This window comes from Thioalkalivibrio sp. ALJ16, assembly GCF_000377345.1.
In the GTDB taxonomy this organism is placed as follows: domain Bacteria; phylum Pseudomonadota; class Gammaproteobacteria; order Ectothiorhodospirales; family Ectothiorhodospiraceae; genus Thioalkalivibrio.
Window position 1 is genome coordinate 175,299 of record NZ_KB898039.1, and the last position, 21,199, is coordinate 196,497.

A 21,199-nucleotide genomic window follows, 5' to 3' on the forward strand; every position below is an offset into this window, starting at 1 on the left:
GCCAATGGCGGTTCGTCGCCTGACAACAGGGAGACCCGATGACTGGGGCTCCCACGGGACTGGACAAAGGCGTCCATCACCCGGCTGCAAACGCAGCCGGGCTGATGCGACGCCTTTTTTCGTTTTTGGACGTGTTTGCTGACAAGGGGAGTGAACCCGCAATGACCGATCACACGAATGACACGAAAAAGACCTCCGGCCTGTCGCGCCGGCGTTTCCTGGGCGGCATGGCCGCCGGGATCGGCGCGACCGCGCTGGGCGTTTCCGGGGCCGCGCCCTGGGGGTATGCGAAGGCCGGCAACGGCAAGCCGGAGACGACCGAGGCGAAGCTGGGCTTTATCGCCCTGACCGACGCCGCACCGCTGTTCATCGCGCTGGAGAAGGGTTTCTTCGCCGCCCATGGCATGCCGGACGTACAGGTGCTGAAGCAGTCCTCCTGGGGCACGGTGCGCGACAACCTGGAACTGGGCTCGCGCCGTGGCGGCATCGACGGCTCGCACATCCTGACGCCGATGCCCTACCTGCTGCACCGCCGCGGCACGCCGATGAGCATCCTCGCGCGGCTGAACCTGGCCGGGCAGTGCATCTCGGTGGGTAATGAATATGCCGATCTGAAGGTCGGCCTGGAGACCGGGGAGTTCAAGGAGGCGCTGGCGGAGAAACGCGCCGGCGGCGACGAGGTACGCGCGGCGATGACCTTCCCTGGCGGCACCCACGACCTGTGGATCCGCTACTGGATGGCGGCCGGCGGGATCGACCCGAACCGCGACATCTCCACCATCGTCGTGCCGCCGGCGCAGATGGTCGCCAACATGCGGGTCGGGTCCATGGACACCTTCTGTGTCTGCGAGCCCTGGAACATGCAGCTGATCAACCAGGGCATCGGCTACACCGCGAACACCACCGGCGAGCTCTGGCACAACCATCCGGAGAAGGCGCTGGGTATGCGCGCGGACTGGGTGGAGGCGAACCCGAACGCGGCCCGCGCCCTGATCATGGCGGTGATGGAGGCGCAGATGTACTGCGAGGACCCGGCGAACATCGAGGAGGTCGCCGAGATCTGCTCGCGCCGGCGCTACATCCACGCCCCGTACGGCGACATCATCGACCGCATGCAGGGGCACTTCGACTACGGCACCGGCCGCGTGGTCGAGGATCACCCCGACCGCATGCGCTACTGGAACGACCAGGCCTCCTATCCCTTCAAGAGCCACGACCTGTGGTTCCTCACCGAGGACATCCGCTGGGGCTACCTGCCGCCGGACCTCGACATGCAGGCCCTGGTGGACGAGGTCAACCGCGAGGACATCTGGCGCGAGGCGGCCGACACGCTCGGCATCGACTCGGCCGACATCCCCGAGAGCGCCTCACGCGGCAAGGAAACGTTTTTCGACGGCAAGGTCTTCGACCCGGAAGACCCGCAGGCCTACCTCGACAGCCTGGAGATCAAGGCGCTCGCGTCCTGACGCGACGGCCCGACGCCCCCTGCACAGACGATTCAAGAGGATTCGATGATGAGTGCCATTCTCGATCGCAACATGACCTTCGGCGCCGGGCGCGAACGCCCGGCGGCCGCGGAGACCTCCACGGCCGCGGTGGCCCGGCCGGCGGCGCCGTCGGCCCGGTCCGGCGCTGCCCCGCCCCCCGACCCCGGGGCCTGGGGCCGGCGTATGCGCAACGCGGCCGCCGTGGTCCTGCCCCCGGTGATCGTGACCGCGATTTTTTTGCTTCTCTGGGAAATGATGACGTCCTCCCAGGGAGCCGTACTGCCCGGCCCGAGTCAGGTGATCACCGACACCTGGGAACTGATCGTCAATCCGTTCTATGACTACGGCGGCAACGACGTGGGTATGGCCTGGCAACTGCTCGCGAGTCTCGAGCGCGTGGCCTATGGCTACGCCCTGGCGGTAGTCGCCGGGATCGGTCTCGGGGTGCTGGTCGGCCAGTCCACCTGGGCGATGCGCGGGCTGGACCCGCTGTTCCAGGTCCTGCGCACCGTGCCGCCGCTGGCCTGGCTGCCGATCTCCCTGGCCGCGTTCCAGGCCAGCAACCCGTCGGCCATCTTCGTGATCTTCATCACCGCTATCTGGCCGATCATCATCAACACCTCGGTCGGCATCCGGAACATCTCGCAGGACTACGTGAACGTGGCCCGCGTGTTGCGCCTGAACGGCTTCGAGTACTTCACCAAGATCATGCTTCCGGCCGCCGCGCCGTATGTCTTCTCCGGTCTGCGCATCGGCATCGGCCTCGCCTGGCTGGCGATCGTCGCCGCCGAGATGCTGATCGGCGGGGTCGGCATCGGCTTCTTCATCTGGGATGCCTGGAACGCCTCCATGCTCAGCGACATCGTGCTGGCCCTGGTCTACGTCGGCCTGGTCGGGTTCTTCCTCGACCGCTTGGTCGCGATCGTCGGCAAATGGGTCACCCGCGGCACGCAGGCCGGCTGATCCGGCCCCTCACAGGAGAATCATCATGACCAGCTATCTCTCCATCGAACATATCCACAAGACCTTTGGCGAGGGCCCGACGGCCAGCGAGGTACTGCGCGACGTCGACCTGCACGTGGACCGCGGCGAGTTCATCTCCATCATCGGCCACTCCGGCTGCGGCAAGTCGACGGTGCTCAACATCGTCGCCGGGCTGCTGGAGACCAGCACCGGCGCGGTGATCCTGGACGGCAAGGAGGTCAGCAAGCCGGGCCCGGACCGCAGCGTCGTGTTCCAGAACCACTCCCTGCTGCCCTGGCTGACCGTGCGCGACAACGTGGCGCTGGCGGTGGACAAGACCTTCAAGGGCACCAAGTCCGCCGCCGAGCGCCGCGAATGGGTGCTGCAGACTCTGGACATGGTCGGCATGAGCCACGCGCTGGACAAGCGCCCGGACGAGATCTCCGGCGGCATGAAGCAGCGCGTAGGCATCGCCCGGGCGCTGGCGATGGAGCCCAAGGTCCTGCTGATGGATGAACCCTTCGGCGCGCTGGATGCGCTGACCCGGGCGCACCTGCAGGACGAGGTGATGCGCATCCAGTCGGAGCTGGGCAACACCGTGCTGATGGTCACCCACGACGTGGACGAGGCGGTGCTGCTGTCCGATCGCATCGTGATGATGACCAACGGCCCGGCCGCGACCATCGGCGAGATCCTGGAGATCGACCTGCCGAAGCCGCGCGAGCGCCTGGCGATGGCCGACAACGCGCAATACAACCACTACCGGGCCGAGGTGCTGCGCTTTCTCCACGAGCGCCACAAGAACCCCGAGTCGGAGGCCGCGTGATGGATACCGCGAACGAGAAGCCGCGGCTGGTCCTGATCGGCAACGGCATGGCCGGCATGCGCACGGTCGAGGAGCTGCTGAAGCTCAAGCCGGACATGTACGACATCACCGTGTTCGGCGCCGAGCCCTGGGGCAACTACAACCGCATCATGCTCTCGCCGGTGCTGGCCTCGGAGAAGACCGTCGACGAGATCATGCTGAACGATGATGCCTGGTATGCCGAACGCGGCATCACCCTGCACAAGGGCAAGCGCATCGAACGGATCGACCGCGTGAACCGGCGGGTGATCGCCGAGGACGGCACCGAGGCGCCCTATGACCGCCTGCTGCTGGCGACCGGTTCCGATCCGGTGATGATCCCGGTGCCGGGGCACGAACTGGAGGGCGTGGTCGCTTTCCGCGACATCCACGACGTGGACGCGATGCTCGGGGCCAGCCGCGCACACCAGCATGCGGTGGTGATCGGCGGCGGCCTGCTGGGCCTGGAGGCCGCCAACGGCCTGATGCGCCAGGGCATGGAGGTCACCGTGGTGCACCTGATGGATCACCTGATGGAGCGCCAGCTGGATGCCGAGGCCGCCGGGATGCTGCGCGGCTCGCTGGAGGAGCGCGGCATGCGTTTTCGCATGGCGCACCAGACCGAGGCGATCCTGGGCGAGGACCGTGTCACCGGCGTGCGCTTCACCGACGGCAGCGAGGTCGCGGCGGATCTGGTGGTGATGGCCGTCGGCATCCGCCCGAACACCGCGCTGGCCGCGTCCGCCGGGCTGCACTGCGAGCGCGGCGTGGTGGTGAATGACACGATGCAGACCTATGACCCGTCGATCTACGCGGTGGGCGAGTGTGTGCAGCACCGCGGCGCCACCTATGGCCTGGTCGCGCCCCTGTGGGAGCAGGCGAAGGTCTGCGCCAACCACCTGGCCGAGTACGGCATCGGCCGTTACGAGGGCTCGATGACCTCCACCAAGCTGAAGGTGACCGGGATCGACTTGTTCTCCGCCGGCGACTTCACCGGCGACGAGACCACCGAGGACCTGGTGTTCAAGGATGCCGCGCGCGGCGTCTACAAGCGCCTGGTGCTGAAGGACAACCGCATCCAGGGGGCCGTGCTGTACGGCGACACCCTGGACGGCTCCTGGTACTTCCAGCTGATGCGGGACGGAACGCCGGTGGCCGACATCCGCGAGAACCTGCTGTTCGGCCAGGCGCATATCGGCGACTCCGGCCACGGCGACGAGGCCTCGCGGGTCGCGGCCATGCCCGACGAGGCCGAGATCTGCGGCTGCAACGGCGTATGCAAGGGCGAGATCGTCCAGGCGATCAGCGCGCACAAGCTGTTCACGCTGGAGGACGTGCGCGCCCACACCAAGGCGTCGAACTCCTGTGGTTCCTGCACCGGGCTGGTGGAGTCCGTGCTCGCGACCACGCTGGGTGGCGACTACTCCGACGCCCCGGCGAAAAAGCCGGTCTGTGCCTGCACCGACCACAGCCACGACGAGGTACGCGCGGCCATTGCCCGCGACGGGCTCAAGACCATGGACGCGGTGTTCGAGGCCCTCGACTGGAAGACCCCGAACGGCTGCCATGTCTGCCGTCCGGCGCTCAATTACTACCTGCTGGCGGCCTGGCCGAAGGACTACCAGGACGACGCCCAGTCGCGCTTCATCAACGAGCGCGCCCACGGCAACATCCAGAAGGACGGTACCTATTCCGTCGTGCCGCGCATCTGGGGCGGGGTGACCACCCCGGCCGAGCTGCGCGCGATCGCCGAGGTGGCCGAGCGCTACCAGGTGCCCACGGTCAAGTTCACCGGCGGCCAGCGCATCGACCTGCTGGGGGTGAAGAAGGTCGACCTGCCGGCGATGTGGCGCGATCTCGGCGACGCCGGGTTTGTCTCCGGCCATGCCTACGGCAAGGCCCTGCGCACGGTGAAGACCTGTGTCGGCTCCGAGTGGTGCCGCTTCGGGACCCAGGACTCGACCGGGCTCGGCATCCAGCTGGAGCGGATGACCTGGGGCTCCTGGACCCCGCACAAGTTCAAGATGGCGGTCTCCGGCTGTCCGCGTAACTGCGCCGAGGCCACGATCAAGGACCTGGGCGTGGTCTGCGTGGACTCGGGCTACGAGCTGCACGTGGGCGGCAACGGCGGGGTGAAGGTCCGTGCCACCGACTTCCTCTGCAAGGTGGAGACCGAGGCCGAGGTACTCGAGTACGCCGGGGCCTTCATGCAGTTCTACCGCGAAGACGCGCGCTATCTGGAACGCACCGCCCCGTGGATCGAGCGCGTCGGACTGACCCGGGTGAAGGAACGCCTGGTGGACGACGCCGAGAACCGCGCCGCGCTGTACGCCCGCTTCCTGGAGTCGCAGGAGGTGGCGCAGGTGGACCCCTGGGCCGAGCGGGCCGCCGGGCATGCGGCGCACGAGTTCATCCCGATCACGCCGGTGGACGCGGCCCCGCGCCAGGGGGTGTCGGCATGAGCTGGCTCGCGATCTGTCCGCTCGAGGACATCCCGCCGCTGGGCGCGCGCGTGGTGGCGGGCCCGAACGGCGACATCGCCGTGTTCCGCACCGCCGATGACCGCGTGTTTGCCCTGCGCGACCAGTGCCCGCACAAGGGCGGGCCGCTGTCGCAGGGAATCGTCCACGGCGAGCGCGTGACCTGCCCGCTGCACAACTGGGTGATCGATCTGCCCTCCGGCGAGGCCACCGGGGCGGACAGTGGCTGTACCCATGCCTTCCCGATCCGGGTGACCGACGGTCAGGTGTGGCTGGACCTCTCCGGCGCCGCGGGCGATTCCGCGGACAATTCGGGGGCGGCACCGGCCGCCTGCCGCGAGGCGGGCTGAGATGGCTGCGGAACAGTCGGTGACCCGTACGACCTGTCCCTATTGCGGGGTGGGCTGCGGCGTGGAGGTGACCGCGACGCCGGAAGGCGAGTTTCCGGTCGCGGTGCGCGGCGACCCCGCCCATCCGGCGAATGCCGGGCGCCTGTGCTCCAAGGGCGCGGCGCTGGCCGAGACCCTCGGCGACGAGGGCCGGCTGCTGCACCCGGAGATCGGCGGGCGGCGTGTCGACTGGGAGACCGCGCTCGATCATGTGGCGGACGGCTTTCGCGAGACCATCGCGGCGCACGGGCCGGATGCGGTCGCCCTGTACGTCTCCGGGCAGATCCTGACCGAGGACTACTATGTGGCCAACAAGCTGATGAAGGGCTTCATCGGCTCGGCCAATATCGACACCAACTCCCGGCTCTGCATGTCCACGGCCGTGGCCGCCCACACCCGCGCCTTCGGGGTGGATGGCGTGCCGGGAAGCTATACCGACCTCGAGCAGGCCGATCTGGTCGTGGTCACGGGCTCCAACATGGCCTGGGCCCACCCGGTCCTGTTCCAGCGCCTGCAGGCCGCCCGCGCGGCGCGCCCGGAGATGAAGCTGGTGGTGATCGACCCGCGGCGCACGGCCACTGCCCAGGCGGCTGACCTGCACCTGCCGCTGGCGCCGGGCACGGATGCCTGGCTGTTCAACGGCCTGCTGGACCATCTGCGCCGGGAGGATGCGCTGGACCCCGGCTTCCTGGAGCGGCATGTCGACGGCTTTGCCGACGCCCTGGCGGCCGCGCGGTCCTCCAGCCCGTCGATCGCCGCGACCGCCGAGGCCTGCGAACTGGAGCCGGAGTTGGTGGCGACGTTCTTCCAGTGGTTTGCCCGCACCGAACGCACCGTGACCGCCTTTTGCCAGGGCATCAACCAGTCCGACAGCGGCGTGGACAAGGCCGGGACGATCCTCAACGTACACCTGGCCACCGGCCGCATCGGGCGCCCGGGCATGGGACCGTTCTCACTGACGGGCCAGCCGAACGCGATGGGCGGGCGCGAGGTCGGCGGACTGGCCAGCCAGCTGGCCGCGCACATGGGCTTCGACGAGGCGGACCTGGACCGGGTCGGGCGTTTCTGGGGCGCACCCAACCTTGCTCGCCAGCCGGGCCTGAAGGCGCTGGACCTGTTCCGCGCGGTCGAGTCGGGGCAGGTGAAGGCGGTCTGGATCATCGGCACCAATCCGCTGTTCAGTCTGCCCGAAGCCGCGCGCTTCGAGCAGGCCCTGGCCGCATGCCCGCTGGTCGTGGTCTCCGACTGCGTGCGCGAGACCGAGACCACGCGGGTGGCCGACGTACTGCTGCCGGCGACCACCTGGGGCGAGAAGGACGGCACGGTGACCAACTCCGAGCGCCGCATCTCGCGCCAGCGCCCGTTCCGGGCGCCCCCGGGCGAGGCCCGTCACGACTGGTGGGCGCCGGCCCGGGTCGCGCAGCGGCTGGGGTTCGCCGCGGCCTTTCCCTATACCCGCCCGAGCGAGATCTTCCGCGAACATGCGGCGCTGTCCGCCTTCGAGAACCACGGCACGCGCGACTTCGACATCGGCGCGCTGGCCGGGCTTTCCGACGCGGAGTACGACGCCCTGGAGCCGGTGCAGTGGCCGCTGCCGGCGGGGAGCCGGATCGGTGCCGAACACCTTTATGCCGATGGCCGATTCTTTACCGCCAATGGTCGGGCGCGGCTCGCGGCCGTGGCCCCGCAGGCCCCGACCGACCCGGTCGCTGCCGATTATCCGCTGCGCCTGAACACCGGCCGCATCCGCGACCAGTGGCACAGCATGACCCGCACCGCCAGCACCCCGCGCCTGAGTGCGCATCAGCCGGAGCCGTTCGTCGAGATCCATCCGGTGGATGCCGGGCTGTTCCGGCTCCAGCCCGGCGACCTCGCCGAGGTGACCAGTCGTCACGGACGCCTGCTGGCGCGGGTACAGACTAGCCGCGAGCAGCGCCCGGGCAGCGTGTTCGTGCCCATGCACTGGAGCCGGCCGATCGCGCGGCTCGCCCGGGTCGATGCGCTGGTGCCCGCGCATGTCGACCCGGTCTCCGGCCAGCCGGCGTTCAAGCACACGGCCGTGGCCGTGCGCCCGGCGGCGCTGGACTGGCACGGCTTCGTGCTGAGCCGCGAGCCGATCACCACGCCCGAGTCGGACTACGCAGTCACCGCCCGCGGTCCCCGACACCTGCGCACCGAGCTCGCCGGCCGGGGCACACCGCCCACGATGGATGCGTGGCGCGAACGCCTGGACGGGCCGGGGGAATGGCTGGAGTTCGCCGACCCCGCCGGGGGGCGCTACCGCGCCGCGCGGATCCACGAGGGGCGGCTCGCCTGCGTGCTGTTCGCGGGCCCCGACCGGGGCTTGCCCGAGCGCGAGTGGCTGGCCGGCCTGTTCGCGGCCGAGACGATCAGCGATACCGAGCGCATGGCGCTCCTGACCGGGCGTCCACCGAACGGCCAGGCCGCGCGCGGGCGCATGGTCTGCGCCTGCTTCGGCGTGGACGAGATGCGTATCCGCACCGCGATCCGCGAGCAGGGGCTGGCCACCTGCGAGGCCGTGGGTTCGGCCCTTGAGGCGGGGACCAACTGCGGCTCCTGCCGACCCGAGATCCAGACCCTGTTGAATGAAGAAGCCGAGACGCCCACGGACCCCGTGGCGCGGGAGGGATAAGCATGGAACACCTGCCGATCTATATGCAGTTGCACGGCCGCGAGGCCCTGGTGGTCGGGGCTGGACCGGTCGCCACGCGCAAGGCGGCGCTGCTGCTGGAGGCCGGGGCGCGGGTGCGCCTGCGGGCCCCCGAGTACAGCGACGCCTCCGAGCGCCTGCTGCGCGAGCAACCGGAGTCGATCAGCCGCGATCCGGGGGTCTATGACACCGAATGCCTAGATCGTGTGGCGATCGTGATCGCTGCCACCGACGATGCGGCGGTGAACCGCCAGGTCTCGGAGGATTGCGTTGCGCGCTCGATCCCGGTGAACGTCGCCGACCAGCCCGAGCTGTGCAGCTTCATCCTGCCGGCGATCGTGGAGCGCGGGCCGCTGACCATCGCGATCGGCTCGGGTGGCCGCGCCCCGGTGCTGGTGCGCCTGCTGCGCGCGAAGATCGAGAGCCTGATCCCGACCGGCTATGGTCGGCTAGCCGATCTCGCCGGGCGGCTGCGCGACCGGGTGCGCGCCCGTTTCGACCATGTGAACGCCCGCCGCGCCTTCTGGGAGCGGGCTTTTGCCGGGCCGGCCACCGAGCTCGCCCTGGCCGGGCGCATGGACGCGGCCGAGGCGCGCCTGGAGCAGGAACTGGCGGACGCCGCAACCAGCACGCCCGGCGAGGTCTACCTGATCGGCGCCGGGCCGGGCGATCCCGACCTGCTGACCTTTCGCGCGCTGCGCCTGCTGCAGCAGGCGGATGTGGTCGTCTACGACCGGCTGGTGTCCTCCGAGGTGGTGAACCTGGCCCGGCGCGAGGCCGAGCGCTTCTATGTCGGCAAGGAGCGCGACCACCACTGCGTGCCGCAGGAGGAGATCAGCGCGCTGCTCTCCCGCCTGGCGCGCGAGGGCAAGCGGGTGGCACGGCTGAAGGGCGGCGACCCGTTCGTGTTCGGCCGGGGCGGCGAGGAGCTGGACGTGCTGGCGCGCCACGGCGTGGCCTACCAGGTTGTCCCCGGCATTACCGCGGCCAGTGGCTGCTCCGCCTATGCGGGCATACCGCTGACCCACCGCGACCATGCCCAGTCGGTGCGGTTCATCACCGGTCATACCCGCGAAGGGCGGCTGGATGTGGACTGGTCACAGCTGACCAGTACCCGCGAGACCCTGGTGTTCTACATGGGCCGCAAGGGCGTGGGCGAGATCTGCCGGGGGCTGAAGGGTGCCGGCCGCGCCGGGCAGACCCCGGCGGCGATCATCGAAAACGGCACCACTGCCCGCCAGCGCGTCGTGACCGGCACGCTGGATACGCTGGCCGCACGTGCCGAGCGCGAGCAGGTGGGCTCGCCCAGCCTGATCGTGATCGGCGAGGTGGCGGCCTGCCACGCGCGCCTGGCCTGGTTTCAGCCGGATGCCGGGGCCACGACGGTGTTCCCGCAGCCGATGCCGATGTCGAGGGCAGGGTCGCGGGCCGCCGCGGCGAGCGCGGCGTGACGGACGCATCCGTCCTGTCGGAGGCGACGGCCAGTGGCCTCGCGGGTCGCCGCGTGGCCCTGCCGGAGAGCCGGGCGCTGGAGGTCTTCGCCGGCCTGCTGGAGCGGCGCGGGGCCGAGGTCTGGCGCTGCCCGCTGATCGCGATCCACGACAGCCCCGACCGCACGGCGATCGAGGCCTGGCTGCACCGGGCGATCGAGGCGCCGTTCGACCGCCTGATTTTTCTGACCGGCGAGGGCTTCACCCGCCTGACCGGCTTTGCGCAGTGCGCCGGACGCGAGGACGCCTGGCTGGCGGCCGTGGCGCGGACGCAGACCCTGGTGCGGGGCCCCAAGCCGGGGCGGGTGATGAAGCCCTTCGGCGTGCGCCCGGATGCGGTCGCCGCGGCACCGACCACCGAGGGCATCATCGAAACCCTTTCTGGGCAGGATCTGGTGGGGCAGCGTATCGGGGTGCAGCTCTACGGCGCCGAACCCAACCGCCGCCTGCTCGAGTTCCTGGAGCAGGCGGGCGCCGAGGTCTTCCCCGTCTGGCCCTACCGCTATGCCGACGCCGCCGAGACCGGGCGCGTGACCGGGCTGATCGAGGCCCTGATCGCGGGGGAGGTGGATGCGATCGCCTTCACCAGCCAGGCCCAGGTGCGGCGACTGCTGGCGGTCGCCCGGGCCGATGATCGTCACGACATGTTGCGGGCAGCGCTGGAGCGAACCGTCGTCGCCGCGATCGGCCCGGTGGTGGCCGACGAGTTGCGCGCCCACGGTATTTCCCCCGCAGTGGTCCCCGAGGCCCGCTACTTCATGAAGCCGCTGGTCTCGGCGCTCACTCGGCATCTGCGGGCAGCTGCGTAGGGAACTTGTGGCGCGGGCGAATGGCCCACGGATTGAATCCCCTGCGGTGATCCGGGCCATGAAACCAACGTCCACACGGCATTCGCGCCGATCCTTCCTGCGGTGCATGGCCGGCGCCACCCTGGCGGCCGGGGCAGGCTGGCCGGTCGTCGCGGGCGCTTCCGAAGGCCGTGAACCGCAGCGCAAGCCGATCCCGTCGTCCGGGGAACGCATCCCGGTGATCGGCATGGGGACCTGGATCACCTTCAACGTGCCGGAGGACCCGGATGCGCTGGCGGTGCGCACGCGCATCCTCGACACCTTCATCCGTCGCGGCGGCGGGATGATCGACTCCTCGCCGATGTACGGCCGCGCCGAGGCGGTGGTCGGGCACGGGCTGCGCGAGCTGGGGCACCCGGAGGGGCTGTTCGCGGCCACCAAGGTCTGGACGCGCAGCACCGCCACCGGGCGCGAGCAGCACAAGAAATCCCGGGAACTGTGGGGCGTCGACACGCTCGACCTGCAGCAGGTGCACAACCTGCAGAACTGGGAGGCCCACCTGGAGACGCTGCGCGAGCGTCGCGCGGCGGGCGAGCTGCGCTATATCGGCGTGACCACCTCGCACGGGCGCCGCCACGACGAGCTGGAGCGCATCCTGCAGCGCGAGGACCTGGATTTCGTGCAGCTCACCTACAACATCCTCGACCGCGAGGCGGAGCAGCGCCTGCTGCCGCTGGCGCGCGAACACGGGGTGGCGGTGATCGCGAACCGGCCGTTCCGGCGCAAGGCGCTGATCAACCAGTTCCAGGGGCATCCGCTGCCGGACTGGGCGGCCGAGATCGAATGCGCGAACTGGCCGCAGTTCCTGCTCAAGTTCATCGTCTCCCACCCGGACGTGACCTGCGCGATCCCCGCGACCTCCGTGGTCGCGCACATGGAGGAGAACATGGGCGCGCTGTACGGCCCGCTTCCGGATGCCGAGATGCGCAGCCGCATGGTCGCCTACGTGCAGGACCTGTAGGGTTGGCCCCTGAATCCGAGCGACCGGGGAGGCGGGATGCTGCCGTTCGATAGCGCCACCTGGCTGGCGATCCTGGGCCAGTACAACACCGCCATCTGGCCGCTGCACGCGGTCGGCGCCCTGCTCGCGCTGGTGGCCGTCGCGCTTGCGTTCACGGGCTGGCGCGGGGCGGCCCGCGTCACGGGCCTGATGCTGGGCGTGCTGTGGATCTGGACCGGAGTGGTCTTCTTCGGCGGTTCGCTGGCACCCTTCCACTTCGCCTCTGAATGGCTGGCCGGGGTCTTCGTCGCCCAGGGCCTGATGCTGCTGTTCGCGCTGACCCTGATGGGCCAGGCCCGCTTCGACTCGCCCGGCTGGCCCGGCGGGCTCGCGGGCAGCGGCGCGGCCTTGATGATCGTCTACGCGCTGGCCGGCTATCCATTGCTCGATCTCGCGCTGACCGGCACGCCCTGGACCCAGTTGCAGTACGTCGGCGTCGCGCCCGGACCGACCATGCTGCTGACGCTCGGACTCCTGCTGCTCGCCCGCCCGCGGCCCCCGCTGGTGCTGGCCATCATCCCGCTCCTGTGGGCACTGGTCACCGGATACATCGCCTGGGAGCTGGACCTCTGGCTGGAATATCCGCCGGCTGCGCTGGGTGTGACCGCCTTCGGGTTGCTGCTGGTGCGCTGGCTGCGTTCGGGTGATCGGGCTCGTTAAGATGACCGCTGATCCCGACAAGGAGACCGTCATGTCCATCGAAGTGATCCATCGGCCGGAGCAGGACCATCTGGAACGCCTGGGGGTGTTCGACTGGCCGGTGTGGGAGAAGGAAGTCTCGACCTTCCCCTGGCACTACGACGAGCGCGAGGTCTGCTACATCCTGGAGGGCCAGGTGACGGTGACGCCGGATGACGGTGGCGAGCCCGTCACCGTGGGCGAGGGCGACCTGGTGACCTTTCCCGAGGGCATGGACTGCACCTGGGAGATTCACCGCGATATCCGCAAGCACTACCGCTTCGGCTGAGTTTCCTTACCGGGCGAGCCACTGGGTGTCGAGCGGGGTATTGAAGGTCTCCTCGACGCGGCGCAGGTAGTAGAGCATGTCGACCGGCAGGTTGATGCCGTCGTGCATCTGCAGGGGATAGAGGTCGGCGGCGATCACGCAGTCGGCGATCGACGGGTGGCCGAGGTAGTAGCGGCTGGCAGCCAGGTGTTTCGCCAGTTCCGGCAGCCGGCTGAGCCTGGCGAGCTGGTTGTAGCCGTCGTAGCGGTCGTTGGCGAGTTCTTCCAGCGACAGGCCGAAGCGGTGCTGCACCTGGGCCTTGTAGTCGGCCAGGGCCTCGGCGCTATCGCCGATGCCGTGGAAGCCCGGCGCCAGCGGCACGTACAGTCGCTCCAGTACCAGGTCGACCTTTGCGCGCCAGTCGAGCAGGGCCTGCCAGGCGTCCTCGGGGATCACGCCGTCGGACAGCGGCTCGCCGCTCGGGAGCAGGCGGTCGATGTCGTGCAGCGCGGCGAGCGTGTCGGTGACCAGGGTGCCGTCTGCCAGCTGCAGGATCGGCGACTGGCGCGCCACGCCCAGCTCGAAGAAGGTCTCGTCGTCGAACCAGTCCAGCGTGCGGGTCTCCAGCGCGACACCCTTGTAGCCACAGGCCAGGCGCAGACGGTCGGCCTTCGCGTCGTGCGGGAAGTGGTAGAGCGTGGCCACGGGTCTATTTACCGCGCTGGGCATGGCTCAGGATGAAGTCCCACTGGTCCTGGGTGATCGGCATCACCGACAGGCGGTTGCCGCGACGCACCAGCGGGCAGTCCTCGAGTTGCGGCTGCTGCTTCAGCCAGTCGAGGGTGATGATGTCGCCGAACTTCTCCTCGAAGGCGACGTCCACGCGCAGCCAGCGCGGGTTGTCCGGGTCGCTCTTCGGGTCGTAGTGCGGGTCTTCGGGGTCGAAGGCGCAGGAGTCCGGGTAGGCCTCCTTCTCGATGCGCAGGATGCCGACGATGCCCGGTGGCTTGGCGTTGGAGTGGTAGAAGAAGGCCAGATCCCCCTTCTTCATCTCGTCGCGCATCATGTTGCGAACCTGGTAGTTGCGGATGCCGTCCCAGGGCTCCACGCCGATGCGTTCCAGGTCGTCGATGCTGAACTCGTCGGGCTCGGACTTCATCAGCCAGTAGGCCATGCGGGCTCCTCGTGCCAAGTGAGCGGTGTGGTCAGGTGTGCGTATTGTGCCGCGCGCGGTCCGGCAGCGCATGCCAGCCCTGTTCGGTGACGACACCATCCAGCGGGACATCCCAGGGCTGGGTGGGAAGTGCCGGCACCCCCTGCAGCGCGTGGGCCACGCCGATCAGTTTCGGCCGCCGGGTGCCGAAGCGGCGCCGGGCGAAATAGCGGTCGTAGTAGCCCGCGCCCATGCCCATGCGGTTGCCGGCATGGTCGAAGGCGACCAGCGGCATCAGTACCACCTGCATCTCGCGGCGCCAGATGCGCGGGGCGTCGGGACAGGGCTCGGCGATGCCGAAGCCGTTGTGGCACAGCGGCGCGTCCGGCGCCCAGACGTGGAAGTGCATGCGGCCGGGGCGTTTGGCGTCCATCACCGGCAGGGCGATGCGGGTCCCGCGTCGGGCCAGGGCCACGGTCAGCGGGGTCAGGTCCACCTCGCCGCGCAGGCCCCGGTAGGCGCCGACGCAGTGTGGCTGCCAGCGCTGGAACCAGCGCAGCAGGTGCGCGCTGATCGCGGCGGAATGCCGGTCGAGCTGGTCGTTCGACAGCGCGGCGCGCTCGCGGCGCAGGCGCAGGCGCAGGGCGCGCAGATCGTCGGGCGACAGCGAATCAGGTGCGTTTTGCGCTGGCATGGGGATTCGGGATCGAAAAGAAGTGGACGCGCCCCGCAGGCGCCGGCGTGACCTTTGACCTTGAACCTGAGGTTCAGGTGGGAGAAGTCTCCGAATCTTTAGGCTTTCCGCTCGAAGACGGACCTGCACAGCGAAACGGAAGTACTCGGTCCCGTGGTGAAGAATTAAGGCTCAAGGGTACCACCGGGCCACAGTCGAACGCCGCAGCGACGCGTCCGGGTTCATTATGGACCAAACCCCCGGGGGCGCGCGCAACCCCCGTCGCAGTAGGGGGTAGACAGGCTGGCGGTCAGCACTGCTCCCAGGGCAGGCCGTGGTAGCGCCAGCCGCCGCGGGTGGAACGCTGGTGGTGCTCGTCCAGCGGGCCTTCGAAGCCTTCCTCCACCGAAAAGACATGTTCGATGCCGGCATCGACCAGCGCCTGCCCGGCGGCCAGGGTGCGCTTGCCGCTGCGGCAGATCAGGTACAGCGCGGGCGCATCCGCACCGTGGTCGGCGGCGCCCCCGAGCAGCAGCTTGCGTACCTGGGGGACGAACTGGGGGTTCTCGGTCCAGTCCGGCTCGTCGATCCACGGGATGTGGATCGCGCCGACCGGATGCCCGACGAACAGGAATTCCATGGTCGAGCGGATGTCGATCAGCAGGTCGCGCGGACGCTGCTGCAGCCGCGCGTGCGCCTCCTGCGGGCTGACACGGTGCACGCCGGGAGCGGCGACGGTGGTCTGGTTGGCCAGTGGATCTTCCATAGTGTCTCCGTGGTGGCGCGGGCCGTCCTTGGCCACAAGCGCCCCGGTTACATCGCGAAGTCGAGGCGTTCCTGTACGCGGTCGATCCCGGCCTGGGCGCATTCCTCGTCGAGGTCGCCACCCGGGGCGCCGGATACTCCGACCGCACCCACCATGCTGCCGGCCGCCTCGATCGGCAGACCACCGGCCAGCATGATGATGCCGTCCACGTGGTTCATCTCCATGCGGATGTCTTCGCGGTTGTCGCGGAAGTTGGCGGAGCTGGTGCCGGACATGGTCACGGCGCGGGCCTTGTCGCCGGCGATCTGGATGGTCTGCACCGCGGCCATGCGGTCACGCAGCACCACCTGGTTGTTGCCGGTTCGGTCCACGACCACCACCGCGGTCTGGTGGCCCATCTCGCGGCAGGCCTCGACGGCGCCCATGGCGATGTCGTTGGCCAGTTCCAGGGTCATGAAACGCTGGGTGTAGACATCCGCCTGGGCGCTGCTGGCCAGCCCCAGGCAGAGTGCGGCCGCAGTGCCCGTGACGAGGCGGGTCAGGGATTTGGTCATGGTGTCCTCCTTATTTTGGTTTTGGGTGCTGCATCCCGATCATGGCAGACAGGAGACGGTGTTGCCGAGCGGGCCATTCCGTTACCGTTCGACCGGCTGCAGGGTGGGGGAACAGGCGACAGCCGGGCCGGCCGCGGCTACACTACGCGCATGTCGGGAAACAGCTTTGGGCGACTGTTCGTCGTCAGTACCTTTGGTGAGAGTCACGGGCCGGCCCTGGGCGCGGTGGTGGACGGGTGTCCGCCCGGTCTGGAGCTGTGCGAGGCGGATCTGCAGTTCGATCTTGATCGCCGCCGGCCGGGGCAGTCGCGTCACACCACCCAGCGCCGCGAGCCGGACCAGGTGCGCATCCTCTCGGGCGTTTTCGAGGGGCGCACCACCGGCACGCCGATCGGGCTGCTGATCGAGAACGTCGATCAGCGCTCCAAGGACTACAGCGAGATCATGGATCGCTTCCGTCCCGGGCATGCGGACTACACCTATCACCAGAAATACGGCGTGCGCGACTATCGCGGCGGCGGGCGCAGCTCCGCGCGCGAGACCGCGCTGCGGGTCGCGGCCGGCGGCATCGCGCGGCGCTATCTGGAACAGCGCTACGGCATCACCATCCGCGGCTGGCTGGCCCAGCTGGGCCCGATCGCGCTGGAGGCGAAGCAGCCGGAGATCGCCAACGACAACCCGTTCTTCTCCCCGGACCCGGACAAGGTGCCGGAGCTGGAGGAATACATGGACGCCCTGCGCAAGTCGGGCGACTCCATCGGCGCGCGGGTCACCGTCGAGGCCATCGGCGTGCCGGCCGGCTGGGGCGAGCCGGTATTCGACCGCCTGGATGCCGAGCTGGCGCACGCGCTGATGAGTATCAACGCGGTGAAGGGCGTGGAGATCGGCGCGGGCTTCGAGTCCGTGACCCAGCGCGGCACCGAGCACCGCGACGAGATCACCCCCGAGGGCTTCCTCTCCAACCACGCGGGCGGCGTGCTGGGCGGGATCAGCACCGGCCAGGCGGTGCGCGCCAGCATCGCGCTGAAGCCGACCTCCAGCATCCGCCTGCCCGGGCGCAGCATCAACACCGCGGGCGAGTCGGTCGAGGTGGTGACCAAGGGGCGGCACGACCCCTGCGTGGGCATCCGCGCCACCCCGATCGCCGAGGCGATGATGGCCCTGGTGCTGATGGATCACGCCCTGCGCCATCGCGGGCAGAATGCCGACGTGGCGGATACGGGCCTCGCACTGCGCGATCATCCCGGCGAATGACGCGGCCGTTCGGCCGTAGTCTCCTGAACCGGTAGGGCCCTGCAATGGCCGTGACGCAGAACGCGCGCCTGTCCGGGGTCTATTTCTTCTACTTCGCCAGCCTCGGCGCCTTCATGCCGTTCTGGGGGCCGTATCTCTCCGAGGAGGGGTTCAGCGGCGCCCAGATCGGCGAGCTGATGGCGATCGTGCTGGCGACCAAGATCATCGCCCCGAACGTCTGGGGCTGGCTGGCGGATCGCGCCGGTGCGCACATGCCCATCGCGCGCTGGGGCGCGCTGGGCGGGGCCGTGGCGTTCACCGGGGTGCTGCTGTACACCGGCTACTGGTGGCTGGCGGTGGTGATGGCCGCCTACAGCTTCTTCTGGAATGCGATCCTGCCGCAGTTCGAGGCGACCACCATGCGCTCGCTGGGGCAGGATGCGCACCGCTATGCCCTGGTGCGGCTATGGGGTTCGGTGGGCTTTATCGTCGCGGTGGCGCTGCTGGGCTGGGCCTTCGACCACATCGACGTGGCCTGGCTGCCGTGGATCGTGCTGGCGATCCTGATCGCGGTGGTGGCGGCCGCGCAGTTCGTGCGCGAACCGGCGCGCAACCACGAGGAAGACAACAACGCCCCGCCGCTGTTGACCGTCCTGCGCCGTCCCGAGGTGATCGCGCTGTTCGTGGCCTGCTTTTTCATGCAGGCCAGCCATGGGCCCTACTACGCCTTCTTCACTCTGTACCTGGAACAGGCCGGGTTCTCGCGCGCGGTGGCCGGGCAGCTGTGGGCGCTGGGGGTCGCGGCCGAGGTGGTGCTGTTCCTGCTGATGCCGCGGCTGATCCTGCGCTTCGGGGCCTGGTTGCTGGTGTCGGCGGCGCTGGTGCTGACCACGCTGCGCTGGGGGCTGCTGGCGGCGGTGCCGGACTCGTTGCCGATGCTGCTGTTCATCCAGGTGCTGCATGCGGCCAGCTACGGGGTGTATCACGCGGCGGCGATCTCGCTGATCCACTATTTCTTCCCGGGCCGGCTGCAGGGGCGCGGGCAGGCGCTGTACTCCTCGCTGGCCTTCGGGCTGGGCGGGGCGATGGGCTCGCTGGTGGCAGGCTATCTGTGGGACGGCATCAGCCCCGCCTCGGTGTACGTGTTCGCGGCATTCCTGGCCGCGGCCGGGGTGATCGCCTCGGTGTACGGCGAATGGCGTTTCCGCACCCCGGTGCGAACCCTGTAACTGGCACGTTGCGGCAAAGCTTCGTAGGGTGCGCATACCCCGATGGAACGACAGAACCGGATGGAACAAACGATGATTCGAATTGCGATTGCGGGCGCCGGCGGGCGCATGGGCCAGAACCTGGTGCAGGCGGTGGACGAGCACCCCGAGGCGCGGCTGGGCGCGGCCAGCGAACGCCCGGGTAGCGAGGCGATTGGCGCGCCCGTCGGTCAGGAGGGCCAGGTGCGCCTGGTCGAGGATCTGGCAACCGTGACCGACGACTTCGACGTGCTGATCGACTTCACCGCGCCGCAGGCCACCATGCAGCACCTGGATCTGTGCGCGCGCGCCGGCAAGGCCCTGGTGATCGGGACCACCGGTCTCGACGCGGATCAGGAGCAGCGTCTGCGCGATACGGCGGCCACGATGCCGATCGTGTACGCGCCGAACATGAGCGTCGGGGTGAACCTGACCTTCAAGCTGGTGGAGCTTGCGGCGCGGGCGCTGGGCGACAGCGTGGATGTCGAGATCCTGGAGGCGCATCACCGCCACAAGGTCGATGCGCCCTCCGGTACCGCGTTGAAGCTGGGGCGCGTGGTTGCTGAGACTCTGGGGCGGGACCTGGAGCACGATGCCGTGTACGGCCGCGAGGGCCAGACCGGTGCCCGTGACCGGCGCACCATTGGCTTCGCCACGGTACGCGGTGGCGACATCGTGGGGGAACACACCACGCTGTTCGCCGGCGACGGCGAGCGTGTGGAGATCACCCACAAGGCCTCCAGCCGGACCGTGTTTGCTTCCGGTGCGGTGCGGGCCGCCGTCTGGCTTGCCGGTGCCGGGAATGGGCTGTTCGATATGCAGGATGTGCTGGGCCTGCGCGATCTCTAACCGGCGGCGCCTCGTGGCGTTTTACGGGGTGCAGCATTCCTTGTTATTCGGGTTTCGGTCCGCATACTGCCAGGCGCTGACTCGCGAGCGCGCCGCGAGGCACGTAAACACCGGATGCCGAACCGGGACCAGCCACCAGCAGGCAGGCGGCGGGCCGAACGCACGTAGAGACCGGAGGCTGAACCAGGGCCAGCTAAAATCGCCGGACAGCGAGCTCTCGCCAACCATGAATGAAGAGGCGGGTGACGTCGGAAAAGGAGCGTTCGTTGGACGTCGCGCGCGGCGCTCGCGTACACTTGAGGCCATATCCGTACCCGCTCTCGCCTGCATCGAACCGTTGCCGAAACGGGGGTTGTTCCCCGCCGAAACGGTGTGGACGAGGCCGGGTCCATGGTCCCAAACGAAACGCGTTATCGCCGCCGGCACAGGGCCGGGCGGCGGTGTCCAGACCACCCGGAGGTCCCCGTGTCCGCGCCCGCTCTGCTCGTCCTGGAAGATGGCACTGTGTTTCATGGTCAGGCGATTGGCGCCCAGGGCCAGACGGTCGGCGAGGTGGTATTCAACACCGCGATGACCGGGTATCAGGAGATCCTGACGGATCCCTCCTACCACCGGCAGATGGTCACGCTGACCTATCCGCATATCGGCAACACCGGGACCAATCCGGAGGATGACGAGTCCGCCGGTGCCCATGCCGCCGGGCTGATCATTCGCGACCTGCCGCCGCTGGTGTCGAACTGGCGTTCGCGCGAGTCGCTGCCGGATTACCTGCTGCGCCACGGTATTGTGGCGATCAGCGGGATCGATACCCGCAAGCTGACCCGCATCCTGCGCGAGAAGGGCGCGCTGAACGGCTGCATCCAGGCTGGCGAGGTGGACGAGCAAGCGGCCCTGGCGGCGGCGCGCGGGTTCCCCGGCATCAAGGGTATGGACCTGGCGCGCGAGGTCACCACGCGCAGCCGCTACGAATGGCTGGAGGGCACCTGGCAGCTCGGCGAAGAGCCAGCCCGGGTGGACCCGGAGCAGGCCGAATTTCACGTGGTCGCCTACGACTTCGGCATGAAGCAGAACATCCTGCGCATGCTGGCGGATCGTGGCTGCCGCGTGACCGTGGTGCCGGCCGAGACGCCGGTGGACGAGGTGATGGAGCTGAAGCCCGACGGCGTGTTCCTGTCCAACGGCCCGGGCGACCCCGAGCCCTGCACCTATGCGATCGAGGCGATCCGCGACCTCTGCGAGCGGAAGGTCCCGCTGTTCGGTATCTGCCTCGGGCATCAGCTGCTGGGCATCGCCAGCGGTGGCAAGAGCGTGAAGATGAAGTTCGGCCACCACGGGGCGAACCACCCGATCCGGCACGAGGAGAGCGGGCGGGTGATGATCTCGTCGCAGAACCACGGTTTTGCGATCGACGAGGACAACCTGCCCGATACGCTGACGCCGACCTACCGGTCGCTGTTCGACGGCACGCTGCAGGGCATTGCCCGCACCGACTGCCCGGCGTTCAGCCTGCAGGGACACCCCGAAGCCAGCCCGGGCCCGCACGATGTGTCCCCGGCGTTCGACGACTTCGTCGAGATGATGCGCGCCGCGCGCAGTTAGGGAAACA

At 69.1% G+C, this 21,199-nt stretch carries 20 protein-coding genes and 1 other RNA gene; 15 read left to right on the forward strand and 6 right to left on the reverse strand.

Annotated elements, in window-relative coordinates; translation table 11 throughout:
- Positions 1-161 precede the first annotated feature (161 nt).
- The 11 genes from D000_RS0104450 (at position 162) to D000_RS0104500 (ending at position 13,139) form a co-directional block, all read left to right on the forward strand.
- On the forward strand, positions 162-1,466 hold the full coding sequence (locus D000_RS0104450; RefSeq protein WP_018872351.1) for a CmpA/NrtA family ABC transporter substrate-binding protein: 1,305 nt from the start codon (positions 162-164) through the stop codon (positions 1,464-1,466).
- 48 nt (positions 1,467-1,514) lie between these two features.
- Positions 1,515-2,450, forward strand: coding sequence for a nitrate ABC transporter permease (gene ntrB / locus D000_RS0104455; protein WP_026279761.1), 936 nt, complete (start codon positions 1,515-1,517; stop codon positions 2,448-2,450).
- Positions 2,451-2,475: 25 nt separating this feature from the next.
- On the forward strand, positions 2,476-3,276 hold the full coding sequence (locus D000_RS0104460; RefSeq protein WP_018141852.1) for an ABC transporter ATP-binding protein: 801 nt from the start codon (positions 2,476-2,478) through the stop codon (positions 3,274-3,276).
- Positions 3,276-5,756, forward strand: coding sequence for a nitrite reductase large subunit NirB (gene nirB / locus D000_RS0104465; RefSeq protein WP_018872353.1), 2,481 nt, complete (start codon positions 3,276-3,278; stop codon positions 5,754-5,756). The genes D000_RS0104460 and nirB overlap by 1 nt, the downstream gene beginning before the upstream one ends.
- The gene (gene nirD / locus D000_RS0104470) at positions 5,753-6,124 is read left to right on the forward strand and encodes a nitrite reductase small subunit NirD (protein ID WP_018872354.1); all 372 of its coding nucleotides are present in this window, start codon (positions 5,753-5,755) and stop codon (positions 6,122-6,124) included. The genes nirB and nirD overlap by 4 nt, the downstream gene beginning before the upstream one ends.
- A 1-nt stretch (position 6,125) precedes the next feature.
- Entirely contained in the window at positions 6,126-8,816 is a 2,691-nt protein-coding gene (locus tag D000_RS0104475) for a nitrate reductase (protein ID WP_018872355.1), read from the forward strand.
- A gap of 2 nt (positions 8,817-8,818) precedes the next feature.
- Positions 8,819-10,285 (forward strand): siroheme synthase CysG, encoded by a 1,467-nt coding sequence (gene cysG, locus D000_RS0104480; protein WP_018141848.1) that lies wholly within the window; start codon positions 8,819-8,821, stop codon positions 10,283-10,285.
- The gene (locus tag D000_RS0104485) at positions 10,282-11,133 is read left to right on the forward strand and encodes a uroporphyrinogen-III synthase (RefSeq protein ID WP_018872356.1); all 852 of its coding nucleotides are present in this window, start codon (positions 10,282-10,284) and stop codon (positions 11,131-11,133) included. Before cysG ends, D000_RS0104485 begins: the two co-directional genes overlap by 4 nt.
- 106 nt (positions 11,134-11,239) lie before the next feature.
- Positions 11,240-12,133 (forward strand): aldo/keto reductase, encoded by an 894-nt coding sequence (locus D000_RS0104490; protein WP_018141843.1) that lies wholly within the window; start codon positions 11,240-11,242, stop codon positions 12,131-12,133.
- 36 nt (positions 12,134-12,169) lie between these two features.
- Entirely contained in the window at positions 12,170-12,832 is a 663-nt protein-coding gene (locus D000_RS0104495; RefSeq protein WP_018141842.1) for a DUF6064 family protein, read from the forward strand.
- A 31-nt stretch (positions 12,833-12,863) separates the two neighbouring features.
- On the forward strand, positions 12,864-13,139 hold the full coding sequence (locus D000_RS0104500; RefSeq protein WP_018141841.1) for a cupin domain-containing protein: 276 nt from the start codon (positions 12,864-12,866) through the stop codon (positions 13,137-13,139).
- A 6-nt stretch (positions 13,140-13,145) separates the two neighbouring features.
- Here the strand turns inward: D000_RS0104500 and D000_RS0104505 are convergent, their stop codons facing one another.
- The 6 genes from D000_RS0104505 to D000_RS0104525 all read right to left on the reverse strand — a co-directional run bounded on the left by D000_RS0104505 (position 13,146) and on the right by D000_RS0104525 (position 16,264).
- On the reverse strand, positions 13,146-13,823 hold the full coding sequence (locus D000_RS0104505) for a glutathione S-transferase family protein (protein ID WP_018141840.1): 678 nt from the start codon (positions 13,821-13,823) through the stop codon (positions 13,146-13,148).
- Positions 13,824-13,827: 4 nt separating this feature from the next.
- Positions 13,828-14,292: an EVE domain-containing protein gene (locus D000_RS0104510; protein ID WP_018141839.1), complete on the reverse strand. Its 465-nt coding sequence runs from the start codon at positions 14,290-14,292 to the stop codon at positions 13,828-13,830.
- Between the two features lie 31 nt (positions 14,293-14,323).
- Positions 14,324-14,965, reverse strand: a complete 642-nt coding sequence (locus D000_RS0104515; RefSeq protein ID WP_018141838.1) for a 5-formyltetrahydrofolate cyclo-ligase — start codon at positions 14,963-14,965, stop codon at positions 14,324-14,326.
- A 27-nt stretch (positions 14,966-14,992) separates the two neighbouring features.
- Positions 14,993-15,178, reverse strand: a non-coding RNA gene (gene ssrS / locus D000_RS13755) — 6S RNA.
- Positions 15,179-15,254: 76 nt separating this feature from the next.
- A complete protein-coding gene (locus D000_RS0104520) occupies positions 15,255-15,710 on the reverse strand; it encodes a rhodanese-like domain-containing protein (protein ID WP_018141837.1) in 456 nt (151 codons plus the stop codon).
- A gap of 47 nt (positions 15,711-15,757) precedes the next feature.
- Entirely contained in the window at positions 15,758-16,264 is a 507-nt protein-coding gene (locus D000_RS0104525; protein WP_018141836.1) for a heme-binding protein, read from the reverse strand.
- A 150-nt stretch (positions 16,265-16,414) separates the two neighbouring features.
- On the opposite strand from D000_RS0104525, the gene aroC reads away from it, so the two are divergent.
- The 4 genes from aroC to carA all read left to right on the forward strand — a co-directional run bounded on the left by aroC (position 16,415) and on the right by carA (position 21,192).
- The gene (gene aroC, locus D000_RS0104530; RefSeq protein WP_018141835.1) at positions 16,415-17,518 is read left to right on the forward strand and encodes a chorismate synthase; all 1,104 of its coding nucleotides are present in this window, start codon (positions 16,415-16,417) and stop codon (positions 17,516-17,518) included.
- A gap of 44 nt (positions 17,519-17,562) precedes the next feature.
- A complete protein-coding gene (locus D000_RS0104535) occupies positions 17,563-18,726 on the forward strand; it encodes an MFS transporter (protein ID WP_018141834.1) in 1,164 nt (387 codons plus the stop codon).
- A 72-nt stretch (positions 18,727-18,798) separates the two neighbouring features.
- A complete protein-coding gene (dapB, locus tag D000_RS0104540) occupies positions 18,799-19,593 on the forward strand; it encodes a 4-hydroxy-tetrahydrodipicolinate reductase (RefSeq protein WP_026279762.1) in 795 nt (264 codons plus the stop codon).
- 465 nt (positions 19,594-20,058) lie between these two features.
- Positions 20,059-21,192, forward strand: coding sequence for a glutamine-hydrolyzing carbamoyl-phosphate synthase small subunit (gene carA / locus D000_RS0104550; protein ID WP_018872358.1), 1,134 nt, complete (start codon positions 20,059-20,061; stop codon positions 21,190-21,192).
- Positions 21,193-21,199 lie beyond the last annotated feature (7 nt).